Origin of the sequence: Rathayibacter sp. AY1G1, from assembly GCF_002932095.1 — a bacterium.
Taxonomy (GTDB): domain Bacteria; phylum Actinomycetota; class Actinomycetes; order Actinomycetales; family Microbacteriaceae; genus Rathayibacter.
Map to the genome: position 1 here is coordinate 36,467 of NZ_PSUZ01000008.1, position 11,773 is coordinate 48,239.

Sequence of the window (11,773 nt, forward strand, 5' to 3'; positions counted from 1 at the left end):
GGCGTCCCCCTAGACTTGCGCAGTGCTGAAGTTGGTCGTGCTCCTCTCCGGCGGCGGATCGAACCTCCGCGCCCTGCTGGACGCCACCGGCGACGAGGGCTTCCCCGCCCGCATCGTCGCGGTCGGCAGCGACACCGACGCCGAGGGCTTCCGCCACGCCGAGGAGCGCGGAGTCCCCGCCTTCACGGTCGCGCCGCGCGACTTCTCCTCCCGCGACGAGTGGGGCGCCGCCCTGCTCGGGCGCATCCGGGAGTGGGAGCCCGACCTCGTCGTCTGCGCGGGCTTCATGCGCATCCTGCCGCCCGTGGTGGTGGACGCGCTCAGCCCGCGGATGATCAACACGCATCCCGCCCTGCTGCCCCTCTTCCCCGGCGCCCACGCCGTCCGTGACGCCCTCGCCGCCGGCGCGACCGAGACCGGCGTCACCGTGCACGTGATCGACACCGGCGTCGACACGGGACCCGTCATCGCCCAGGAGAGCCTCGCCGTGCTCCCCGGCGAGAGCGAGGACGCGCTGCACGAGCGCATCAAGACCATCGAGCGTCGCCTGCTGGTGCAGACGGTGCTCGACATCGCCCACGGAACCGTCGACCTCGAGGAGCTCGCCCGCGCATGAGCATCACCGCCCACGACCCCAGCATCTACGACGACCGCGACCGGGTCCCCGTCCGCCGGGCGCTGATCTCGGTCAGCGACAAGACCGGCCTGCTCGAGCTCGGAGCGGCGCTCGCCGCGGCCGGCGTCGAGCTCGTCTCCACCGGCTCGACCGCAGCGACCCTCCGCGGCGCCGGCCACGAGGTCACCGACGTCTCGGCCGTCACCGGGTTCCCGGAGTCGCTCGACGGCCGCGTGAAGACGCTGCACCCGGCCGTGCACGCGGGCATCCTCGCCGACCTGAGGCTCGCCTCGCACCGCGAGCAGCTGGAGCAGCTCGACATCGCCGCGTTCGAGCTGGTCGTGGTGAACCTGTACCCGTTCCGCGAGACCGTCGCCGGCGGCGCCGACGCGGCGACCGTGGTCGAGAACATCGACATCGGGGGCCCGGCCCTCGTCCGCGCCTCCGCGAAGAACCACGCGAACGTCGCGATCGTCGTCGATCCGGCCGACTACTCCGGGATCGCGACCGCCCTCGCCGACGGCGGCACGACGCTCGCCGCGCGCCGCACCCTGGCGGCCCGCGCCTTCGCGCACACCGCCTCCTACGACTCCGCCGTCGCCGCCTGGTTCGCCGGGCAGGAGGCGGCCGAGGGCGTCGAGGGCTCGGTCGAGATCCGCGGGACCCTGCAGCAGGTCCTCCGCTACGGCGAGAACTCGCACCAGAAGGCGGCCCTCTACGTCTCTCCCGACGGCACCGGCATCGCGCAGGCGACGCAGCTGCACGGCAAGGAGATGTCCTACAACAACTACGTCGACGCCGACGCGGCCGTCCGCGCGGCCTACGACTTCGTGCTCCCCGCCGTCGCGATCATCAAGCACGCGAACCCCTGCGGCATCGCGATCGCGAGCTCGAAGGCGATCGACCTCATCGCCTCCGCCCACCGCCGCGCCCACGAGTGCGACCCGGTGTCGGCCTTCGGCGGCGTCATCGCCGCGAACCGGCCCGTCACCCTCGCCATGGCCGAGACGGTGAAGGAGATCTTCACCGAAGTGCTCGTCGCCCCCGGCTTCGAGCCCGAGGCGCTCGAGGTGCTGAAGACCAAGAAGAACCTGCGCCTGCTGCAGCTCCCCGACTTCTACGCCCCCGTCGAGCGCGAGTTCAAGCAGATCTCCGGCGGCCTGCTGCTGCAGGAGCCGGACCGCTTCATCGGCGGCCCCGGCGAGGTCAGCTCCGGCTGGCAGCTCGTCGCCGGCGAGCCCGCCGACGCCGACACGATGCTCGACCTCGAGTTCGCGTGGAAGGCCTGCCGCGCCGTCAAGTCGAACGCGATCCTCCTCGCCAAGGGCGGCGCCTCCGTCGGCGTCGGCATGGGTCAGGTCAACCGCGTCGACTCCTGCCACCTCGCCGTCACCCGCGCCGGCGACCGCGCCCCCGGCACCGTCGCCGCCTCCGACGCGTTCTTCCCCTTCGCCGACGGCCTCGAGGTGCTCCTCGCCGCCGGCGTGAAGGCCGTCGTCCAGCCCGGCGGCTCCGTCCGCGACGCCGAGGTCATCGACGCGGCCGCCCGCGCCGGCGTCACGATGTACACGACGGGGGAGCGGCACTTCTTCCACTGAGTGACGGGCGCTCCGCGCCCGTCACTCGGTGGAAGAAGTGGTGTTCGATCTCCCCGCCGCTCCCTGCGCGGCGGGGCGCGGTCGGCTTCGCGACGGGGTGCGTTCCGTAGAGCGGGGTGCGTCGCCGGTCGCGGGAATCGCTTGGCACGCGATTCCCGCTGAACCGGCTCTGCCTTGCGGTGCTCGTCTTCCCGGCCGCATCCTGCGGGGCGCGGTCGGCTTCGCGACACGGAGCGTTCCGTGGAGCGGGGTGCGTCGCCGGTCGCGGGAATCGCTTGGCACGCGATCCCCGCTGAGTCGGCTCTGCCTTGCGGCGGGCGTCTTCCCGGCCGCTGCTCGCGCGGCGGGGTGCGGTCGGCTTCGCGACGTGAGGCGTTCCAGGGAGTGGGGGCGTCGCGGGTCGCGGGCATCGCCGGGCACGCAAGGCCCGCTGAAACCGCTCTGCGGTGCGGTGGGCGGCTCTTAGGGGGCTGCTAGGGGATCGACAGGCGAGGCGCGGGCGGGGGCGCGTAGGGTCACCGGGTGCCTTCCGACTCGACGCCCGCGTCCACTCCCGACACCCCGACCGCCGCGACCACGATCGCCCCGAACCGGGACCGCGCGCCCGGGACGGGCCGCCGGATCCTCGTCGCGCTGCTCGCCGCCGCGGCGACCGCGCTCGTGGCGCACCTCGCCAACCTGCTGGCCTTCTTCATCGGCAACCAGCTGCAGCCCGGCTCCATCCCGCAGGTCAACGCCTACTTCCTGCTCTCGAGCGTGCTCGGCTTCGTGGTCGTCCTCGTCCTCGCCGTCGCGGGGATGCTCGGACGCACCTGGAGCGCCGCCCTCGCGGGACTCGTCGCGGGTGTGGTCGGAGCCGTGTTCGGCACGCTCGTCCAAGCCAGCGCCACCGGCGAGGCCGTCACGGGCGCCGTCTGGGCCTCCATCTTCCAGACCTTCGCCGGACTCAACCTCGTCTTCCTGCTCGCGTTCACCGTCTCGGCGGCGAGCGTCGGCCGCGCGCTCTGGAACCGCCTCCGCACCACGGGCGCGCCGGCCGCCGTCGTCACCGACCGCCGCATCGCGATCGTCCGGGCCCCGGCCGCCGACCTCTCGGCGGGCGAGCTCACCCACCTCGAGCGCGTCCCCGTCGACCAGCAGCGCGCCCAGCAGCAGTGGGAGGCGTACGTCGACCTGCTCGAGCGGGCCGGCTGGGAGACGGTCGAGGCCGCACCGGCGCCCGGACTCGCCGACTCCGTCTTCCTCGAGGACGCGGTCGTCGTCTTCGGCGACCACGCCGTGATCGCCCGGTCCGGAGCGGAGTCCCGCCGCGGAGAGACGGCAGGCGCCGAGGAGGCCGTCCGCGCCCTCGGCCTGACGGTCGACCGCATCGAGGAGCCGGGCACGCTCGACGGCGGCGACGTCCTCAAGGTGGGATCGACGGTCTACGTCGGCCGCGGAGGCCGGACCGACGCGGCGGGGGTAGCCCAGCTGCGCGCGATCCTCCGCCCCCGCGGGTACGACGTCGTCGCGGTCCCGCTGACCAAGGTGCTGCACCTCAAGAGCGCCGTGACCGCGCTGCCCGACGGCACGGTCATCGGCTGGGAGCCGGTCGTCGACGAGCCGCGCCTGTTCCCCTCCTTCCTGCCGATGCCCGAGGAGGCGGGCGCCCACGTGGTCGTCCTCGACGACGACACCCTCCTGATGGCCGCCTCCGCTCCCCGGAGCGCCGAGCTGCTGCGGAGCCTGGGCTACCGCGTCCTCACCGTGGACGTCTCGGAGTTCGAGAAGCTCGAGGGCTGCGTCACCTGCCTCTCGGTCCGCGTCCGCTGACGGCGGAGGCGGGGGGAACCGCCGGATCGCGGCGGCCGCTGGACGGAGCACATAGCCCGGGTATAGCCTTCAAGGCTGCCCGGAGCTCTCCGGCCCGGTGGCACCTCCCGCCTCCCCTGCCGGGTGGGCGGGGAGGCCCCGCCCTCGTCGCGAAAGCCCTCCGCCGTGTCCGCTCCCGCCCTCCCGTCTCCCGGCGCCCCCGCGCAGAAGCGCCCGAGCACGCTGCAGACCCTGCTGCGCCTCGTCCCCTTCGTCGGCGACTCCCTGCCCCGGCTGGTCGGCGGCATCGCGGTCGCGCTCGTGGCGAGCCTGGTGTCGCTGGTCATCCCGATCGTCCTGCAGCAGCTCGTCGACGGGCCGCTGGGGGACGGAGCGGCCTCCGCCGGCTCCGGCGACCTCGGGCCGCTGATCGGCCCGGTCGCCGTCATCCTCGTGCTCGGCGTCGTCGAGGCCGGTGCCATCGCGCTGCGGCGCCGGATGGTCCTCACCCCCAGCACGCGGATCGAGGCGCGCATGCGCTCGGCGCTCTACAGCCGCCTGCAGGACCTCCCCGTCTCGTTCCACGACCGCTGGCAGAGCGGGCAGCTCCTGTCGCGGGCGATGAGCGACCTCAGCCTCATCCGCCGCTGGATCGCCTTCGGCTTCGTCCTGCTCGTGGTCAACGCGCTGACGATCGTCGTCGGCTTCGGCGTCCTCGTCTACTGGAACCCGATCCTCGGCGTGCTCTTCGTCGTGTGCTCGATCCCGGTCTGGATCTACGGGTTCGCGTTCGAGAAGCGCTACTCGAGCATCGCGCGCCGCAGCCAGGACCAGGCGGGCGACCTCGCCACGACCGTCGAGCAGTCGGTGCACGGCATCCGCGTCCTCAAGGCCTTCGGCCGCCACCAGCACGCGCTGGAGAACTTCGCCGGCCAGGCCGAGAAGCTCCGCGGCACCGAGATCGACAAGGCCCGCGCCATCGCCGGGATCTGGCTCGTCCTGCTGCTGGTGCCGGACATCGCGTTCGCGCTCTGCCTGCTCGGCGGGGTCTGGCTCGCCGCGGCCGGCCAGCTGAGCGTCGGCGAGCTGTTCGCCTTCTTCGCCACCGCGACCGTGCTGCGCTGGCCGGTGGAGTCGATCGGCTTCCTCCTCTCGATGACCTTCGACACCCGCACGGCGGTCGACCGCTACTTCGAGGTGATGGACAGCCGGAACACCATCACCGACCCGGAGGACCCCGACACGATCCTCGAGCCGCGCGGTCGGGTCCGCTTCCGCGACGTCCACTTCCGCTACCAGGACGCCCCCGAGCGCTACCGCGACCTCCTCGACGGCGTCGACCTCGAGGTCGAGCCGGGCGAGACGATGGCACTGGTCGGCATCACCGGCTCCGGGAAGACGACGCTCACCGCGCTGCTCCCGCGCCTCTACGACGTGACCGGCGGAGCCATCGAGCTCGACGGCGTCGACATCCGCCGGCTCCGCCGCGACGAGCTGCGCACGCACGTCGGCATGGCGTTCGAGGACGCGACGCTCTTCTCCATCAGCGTGCGCGAGAACGTCCTCCTCGGCCGACCCGACGCGACCGAGGAGGAGTTGCTCGAGGCCCTCGAGATCGCGCAGGCCGACTTCGTCCACCGCCTCCCCGAGGGCCTGGACACGAAGGTGGGCGAGGAGGGGATGAGCCTCTCCGGCGGCCAGCGCCAGCGCCTGGCCCTCGCCCGCGCGGTGGCCGCGCGTCCGGCGGTGCTCGTCCTCGACGACCCGCTCTCGGCGCTAGACGTCGACACGGAGGCGCGCGTCGAGGCGGGGCTGCGCCGCGTGCTCGGCGACACCACGGCGATCATCGTCGCCCACCGCCCCTCGACGGTGGCGCTCGCCGATCGCGTGGCACTGATGGAGGAGGGCCGCATCACCGCGGTCGGCACCCACAGCGAGCTGCTCGCGAGCAGCCCGCACTACCGCTTCGTCATCTCGAGCCTCGAGGAGGACGAGCTGACCCGGCCCGCCGGGACCGAGCGCATCGGCTCCCGCCCCACGACGACCCACCAGGAGACGCGATCATGAGCACGCTCGGTTCCTCCGAGGAGCGCGACGACCTCAGCAGAGCGGAGTCGGCGGCCCTGCGCCGGCGCTCGCTGCGGCTGCTCGGCTCCCTGCTGCGGCCGCTCCGGCTGCGGCTGGTGCTCACCGCGGTCGTGGTCGTCGTCGCGACCGCTGCCCAGGTCGCGGGACCGGCGCTGATCGCGGCGGGCATCGACAACGGCCTGCCCGCGGTCCTCGCGGGGAACGCGGTCCCGCTGGCGGTCACGGTCGGCGCCTACATCCTCACCGGACTCGTCGGCGCGCTCCTGGTCGCCTGGTACACCGTGCTCTCCGCGCGGGTGAGCCAGGCGATCCTGATCGACCTGCGCAAGCGGGTCTTCCTGCACACCCAGAAGCTGAGCCTGGAGTTCCACGAGAACTACACCTCCGGCCGGATCATCTCGCGCCAGACCAGCGACCTCGACTCCATCCGCGAGCTGCTCGACTCCGGCATCAACCAGCTGGTGCAGGGTGCGCTCTACATGGGCTTCGTCGCGATCGCTCTGGTCTCCCTGGACGGCGTGAGCGGCATCGTGCTCGCCTGCGCCCTGGTGCCGCTCGCGCTGCTCACCCGCTGGTTCCAGAAACGGTCGCAGGCGCTGTTCCGCGGCACTCGCGTCGCCTCGTCGCGGCTCATCGTGCAGTTCGTGGAGTCCATGACCGGCATCCGCGCCGTGCAGACCTTCCGCACGCAGAAGCGCAACGAGTCCGTGTTCGGCGGGGTCGTCGAGCAGTACCGGCTCGCCTACAAGCGCGTCTTCGGGGTGTTCGGCACCTTCGACCCCGGGCTCGTGCTGATCGGCAACGTCACCGTCGCCGTGGTGCTGTTCATCGGCGGCGTCCGCGTGCTCGACGGCGGGCTCGAGATCGGCGCGCTGCTGGCGGTCCTGCTCTACACCCGGCGCTTCTTCGACCCGGTGCAGGAGATGGCGATGTTCTACAACTCCTACCAGTCGGCGGCCGCCGCGCTCGAGAAGATCTCGGGCGTGCTGGCCGAGGAGCCGAGCGTCCCGGATCCGGCCCGCCCGGTCGACCTGCGCCAGGCGCGGGGCCGCCTCGGCTTCGAGGGCGTCCGCTTCGCCTACACCGCCGACCGCGAGGTGCTGCCGCGCTTCGACCTCGACATCCCCGCCGGGCAGACCATCGCCCTCGTCGGGTCCACGGGCGCCGGCAAGACGACGCTCGCCAAGCTGATCTCGCGCTTCTACGACCCGAGCGACGGCGTGGTGACCCTCGACGGCGTGGACCTGCGGCAGCTGCACCCGAAGGACCTGCGGCGCGCGATCGTGATGGTCACCCAGGAGGCGTACCTCTTCTCCGGATCCGTCGCCGACAACATCGCGATCGGGCGGCCGACCGCGTCCTACGACGAGATCGTCCGGGCCGCGCAGGCGGTCGGCGCGCACGAGTTCATCCAGGCGCTGCCGGACGGCTACGACACCGATGTGAACAAGCGCGGCGGCCGCGTCTCGGCCGGTCAGCGCCAGCTGATCTCGTTCGCCCGCGCGTTCCTGGCCGACCCGGCGGTGCTGATCCTGGACGAGGCGACCTCCTCCCTCGACATCCCGAGCGAGCGCCTGGTGCAGCAGGGCCTGCAGACGCTCCTGGCGGACCGCACGGCGGTCATCATCGCGCACCGCCTCTCGACGGTCGCGATCGCCGACCGGGTGCTGGTGATGGAGCACGGCCGCATCGTCGAGGACGGCACTCCGGAGGCGCTCATCGCCGGCGAGGGCCGCTTCGCCACCCTGCACGCGGCCTGGCGGGACTCGCTCGTCTGAGCGGCTGCCGCTCGCGACTGACGCACTTGAGCCGATCCCGGCTCAGGGGCGCCAGCGTGCGCTGCGCACGTCGACGCGCCAGCCGCCCGGCGTGACGACGAGGGGCGTGCCCTCGCGCTCGTACTCCCGGCGGGCGCGCTCCTCGTGGCCGACCGGGGGCGCTCCTCCCGCGCGGACGACGCGCCACCAGGCGGTGTCGGAGCCGTAGCGGGCCATCACCGTGCCGACCGCGCGTGCCGCACGCGTGCCGAGGACCGCGGCGATCTCGCCGTAGGCCATCACGCGGCCGGGCGGGATGGAGGCGACCACCTCGAGGACGGCGGAGACGAAGTCGGCCGGCTCCGCTGCCTCCGGCGCCGCGCTCAGAGCGTCAGCGCCCCGATGTTCTCGCCGTACTGCGTCTCGCCGACGACCTCGAAGCCGATCCAGCGGAAGAACTGCTCCGGGCCGTCCTCGCCGGACTCCCAGATCACCGTGAGGGTGTCGAAGCCGCGGGCGCGCGCCTCGTCGGCGGTGGCGCGGACGGCGAAGGTGCCCACGCCGCGGCCCTGCTTCGCCGCGTCGATGTTGATGCGCCAGATGCAGCTGCGGAACTCCTCCGCCGCCTCCGGGTCGAAGTGCGCGTGGATGAAGCCGACCAGCTCGTCGCCGTCCATCACGGCCCGCTGCCAGGAGGCGCCCGGGTCGATCACCGCGGCGGCGGCGGAGTAGGAGACCGGCGCGATGAACTGCTCCTGGCCGGGTTTGAGGCTCAGACCGTTCACGGCGGAGATGTTCGAGGCGGACAGCTCTTCCAGGCGGAGGTCACTCATGCCGTCACTGTACCGGCGGCGCAGGACGGCGGGCATCCTCCTGTCGGGCGACGTGCGCCGGCCCCGGCGCGGACGATCGAGAACTGTCTCGACATCGAGACAGTTCGGGCCTCGGGTAGGCTGGCGGAGGCCATCCGGAGCGGTGCAGAGCCGCCCGTCCCGCACAGGTGCGGGGTCATCGACACCATGGGAGAGCAATGTCCAAGATCAAGGTTGAGGGAACGGTCGTCGAGCTCGACGGCGACGAGATGACGCGCATCATCTGGCAGAAGATCAAGGACACCCTCATCCACCCGTACCTCGACGTGAACCTCGAGTACTACGACCTCGGCATCGAGTACCGCGACGAGACGGACGACCAGGTCACGATCGACGCGGCGCACGCCATCCAGAAGCACGGCGTCGGCGTGAAGTGCGCGACCATCACCCCCGACGAGGCCCGCGTCGAGGAGTTCGGCCTCAAGAAGATGTGGAAGTCGCCCAACGGCACGATCCGCAACATCCTCGGCGGCGTGATCTTCCGCGAGCCCATCATCATCTCGAACATCCCGCGCCTGGTCCCCGGCTGGAACAAGCCGATCATCATCGGCCGCCACGCGTTCGGCGACCAGTACCGCGCCACCGACTTCGTCTTCAAGGGCAAGGGCACGCTGACCGTCGAGTTCACGCCCGAGGACGGCTCCGAGCCGATGAGATTCGAGGTCTACAAGGCCCCGGACGACGGCATCGCGCAGGTCCAGTACAACCAGGACGCGTCGATCCGCGACTTCGCCCGCTCGTCGCTGAACTACGGCCTCTCGCGCAACTACCCGGTCTACCTCTCCACCAAGAACACGATCCTCAAGGCCTACGACGGCCGCTTCAAGGACATCTTCGAGGAGATCTTCGAGACCGAGTTCAAGGAGCGCTTCGACGCCGCGGGCCTCACCTACGAGCACCGCCTCATCGACGACATGGTCGCCTCGGCCATGAAGTGGGAGGGCGGCTACGTCTGGGCCTGCAAGAACTACGACGGCGACGTCCAGTCCGACACCGTCGCGCAGGGCTTCGGCTCGCTGGGCCTGATGACCTCCGTGCTCTCCACGCCCGACGGCAGCGTCGTCGAGGCGGAGGCGGCGCACGGCACCGTCACGCGCCACTACCGCCAGCACCAGGCCGGCAAGCCCACCTCGACGAACCCGATCGCCTCGATCTACGCCTGGACGCGCGGCCTCGCGCACCGCGGCAAGCTCGACGGCAACCAGGAGCTCATCGACTTCTCGCTCACCCTGGAGGACGTGGTCATCAAGACGGTCGAGTCCGGGAAGATGACGAAGGACCTCGCCCTGCTCGTCGGCCCCGAGCAGGGCTGGCAGACGACCGAGGAGTTCCTCGCGACCCTCGATGAGAACCTGAAGGCCCGCATGTCGGCGTGATCTCCGGCTTCAGCAGACGCGTCCGGCCCGCACGATCCACGGATCCTGCGGGCCGGAGGCGTATCCGGGCCCGGTGAGACGCGCCCTTGCCGAGCGCCTCAGAGCGCCCGGGCGAGCTCCTCCATCGCGTGGAGCGGATCGGGCCCCGACGGCATCAGCACGACGCTCGACGCACCGGCCTCGTGCAGCAGGCCGATGCGGCGACGAGCGTCCTCGGGGGTGCCCACGACGGCCAGTTGGTCGACCCAGGCGTCGGGCAGGTCGCGGACGAAGGCGGCGCGGTCGGCGCTCTCGGCCCGCAGGCGGGCGAAGTCCTCCGCGAAGGGGAGCGGCTCGATGTGCGGCGCCCAGTCCGGCTCGCCGATCCACTCGAGTCCCAGCCGGACCGCGTCGCGCGCGGCGGCCGCGTCGTCGTCCACGGCGGCCACGTTGTAGGCGACGATCCGTCCGGTGCCGCCGAGGTGGCCGCGGGCCGCCGCGAGGTACTCCGGAGTGACGGGCTCGGCCAGGACGACCCCGTCGGCGATCCGGCCCGCGAGCGCCAGCGACTTCGGTCCGCGGACGCCGGCCAGCAGCGGCGGCACGACGGCGGGCGGCGACTCCAGGACGAGGCCGTCCACGTGCACGTAGCGGCCGGAGCGGTCGGTGCGCTCGCCGGAGAGCAGCGAGCGGATCGCGTCGAACTGCTCCTCGAGCAGGGTGAGCGGGCTGCGCGGCCAGACGCCGAGGCCGCGCAGCCAGTGCGGCATCCCGTGCCCGATGCCGGCGTGGACGCGGCCGGGGAACAGCTCGGCGAGAGTGCCGAGCTCCATCGCGGTGAAGGCCGCCGTGCGCACGGCGGCGGGCAGGATGCCGATGCCGACGACGATCCGCTCGGTGGCGGCGAGCACCGCGCCGGCCTGGGCGATGCCGCCGCGGAAGCCGAGGTCCTCGACCACCCAGAGCTCGTCGAAGCCGAGCTCCTCGGCGCGGCGGGCGTAGACGAGCACCTCGGAGGCGGGGAGATCGCGGGGGAGCAGGACGCCGACAGCGGTGTCGGAGGAGGAGGCGCGCATCCGGCCAGCGTAGGGCGTGCGGACACGCGGAGGGCCCGCCCGCACGATCGCGGACGGGCCCTCGCTCGTCGTCCTACTCGGCGGCCGCCTCGCCGATCCGCACCTGCTCGGGGCGGGTGGTCGAGACGACCTCGATGCGGCGGGGACGCGCCTTCTCGCTGACCGGGATGGTCACCGAGAGCACGCCGTTGTCGCAGGACGCGGCGATGCGCTCGGTGTCGACGCCCCGGCCGAGGCTCAGCTGGCGGACGAAGGTCGCCGACTGGCGCTCCCGGGTGATCCAGGTGACGTCGTCGCCGCCCGCGACGGTGCGCTGGGCGCGGATGGTGAGGAGCTGCCCGTCGACGTCGACGTCGACGGACCCGGGGTCGATGCCGGGGAGGTCGGCGGTGAGGACGTAGTGGTCGCCGTCCCGGTACAGGTCGATCGGCATCCGGCGGGGCCCCTGGCCGGAGCCGAGGAGGGCGGTGGCGAGGCGGTCCAGCTCGCGGACGGGGTCGTAGGTGACAGCCATGAGATCACTCCATTCAGCCGTGCAACGAAGAGTTCCAAGAGTTGAGCCGACCCGGCTCAATGCGAATAAATTAGCACTCGCGGAGGGAGAGTGCCAACGGATCGGC

At 72.3% G+C, this 11,773-nt stretch carries 10 protein-coding genes; 6 read left to right on the plus strand and 4 right to left on the minus strand.

What is annotated here, in order from left to right:
- The first annotated feature begins 22 nt into the window (after positions 1-22).
- The 5 genes from purN (at position 23) to C5C36_RS06055 (ending at position 7,871) form a co-directional block, all read left to right on the plus strand.
- Positions 23-616: a phosphoribosylglycinamide formyltransferase gene (gene purN, locus C5C36_RS06035; protein ID WP_104224933.1), complete on the plus strand. Its 594-nt coding sequence runs from the start codon at positions 23-25 to the stop codon at positions 614-616.
- Positions 613-2,214, plus strand: coding sequence for a bifunctional phosphoribosylaminoimidazolecarboxamide formyltransferase/IMP cyclohydrolase (purH, locus tag C5C36_RS06040; protein WP_104263489.1), 1,602 nt, complete (start codon positions 613-615; stop codon positions 2,212-2,214). The genes purN and purH overlap by 4 nt, the downstream gene beginning before the upstream one ends.
- 522 nt (positions 2,215-2,736) lie before the next feature.
- Positions 2,737-4,026, plus strand: coding sequence for a dimethylargininase (gene ddaH / locus C5C36_RS18175; RefSeq protein WP_308470801.1), 1,290 nt, complete (start codon positions 2,737-2,739; stop codon positions 4,024-4,026).
- Positions 4,027-4,191: 165 nt separating this feature from the next.
- Complete coding sequence (locus tag C5C36_RS06050) at positions 4,192-6,072, plus strand: ABC transporter ATP-binding protein (RefSeq protein WP_104263074.1); 1,881 nt, start codon at positions 4,192-4,194, stop codon at positions 6,070-6,072.
- Positions 6,069-7,871, plus strand: coding sequence for an ABC transporter ATP-binding protein (locus C5C36_RS06055; RefSeq protein WP_104258297.1), 1,803 nt, complete (start codon positions 6,069-6,071; stop codon positions 7,869-7,871). The genes C5C36_RS06050 and C5C36_RS06055 overlap by 4 nt, the downstream gene beginning before the upstream one ends.
- Positions 7,872-7,913: 42 nt before the next feature.
- Here C5C36_RS06055 and C5C36_RS06060 read toward each other — a convergent pair whose 3' ends face one another.
- Both C5C36_RS06060 and C5C36_RS06065 read right to left on the minus strand, forming a co-directional pair.
- Positions 7,914-8,237: an MGMT family protein gene (locus C5C36_RS06060; protein WP_104238475.1), complete on the minus strand. Its 324-nt coding sequence runs from the start codon at positions 8,235-8,237 to the stop codon at positions 7,914-7,916.
- A complete protein-coding gene (locus tag C5C36_RS06065; RefSeq protein WP_104224946.1) occupies positions 8,234-8,683 on the minus strand; it encodes a GNAT family N-acetyltransferase in 450 nt (149 codons plus the stop codon). Before C5C36_RS06065 ends, C5C36_RS06060 begins: the two co-directional genes overlap by 4 nt.
- Positions 8,684-8,880: 197 nt before the next feature.
- Here C5C36_RS06065 and C5C36_RS06070 point away from each other — a divergent pair, with 197 nt between their 5' ends.
- The gene (locus C5C36_RS06070) at positions 8,881-10,098 is read left to right on the plus strand and encodes an NADP-dependent isocitrate dehydrogenase (protein WP_104224939.1); all 1,218 of its coding nucleotides are present in this window, start codon (positions 8,881-8,883) and stop codon (positions 10,096-10,098) included.
- Between the two features lie 98 nt (positions 10,099-10,196).
- Here C5C36_RS06070 and C5C36_RS06075 read toward each other — a convergent pair whose 3' ends face one another.
- The gene (locus C5C36_RS06075; protein WP_104263073.1) at positions 10,197-11,153 is read right to left on the minus strand and encodes an LLM class flavin-dependent oxidoreductase; all 957 of its coding nucleotides are present in this window, start codon (positions 11,151-11,153) and stop codon (positions 10,197-10,199) included.
- A gap of 73 nt (positions 11,154-11,226) precedes the next feature.
- The gene (locus C5C36_RS06080) at positions 11,227-11,667 is read right to left on the minus strand and encodes an Hsp20/alpha crystallin family protein (RefSeq protein ID WP_104263072.1); all 441 of its coding nucleotides are present in this window, start codon (positions 11,665-11,667) and stop codon (positions 11,227-11,229) included.
- Positions 11,668-11,773 lie beyond the last annotated feature (106 nt).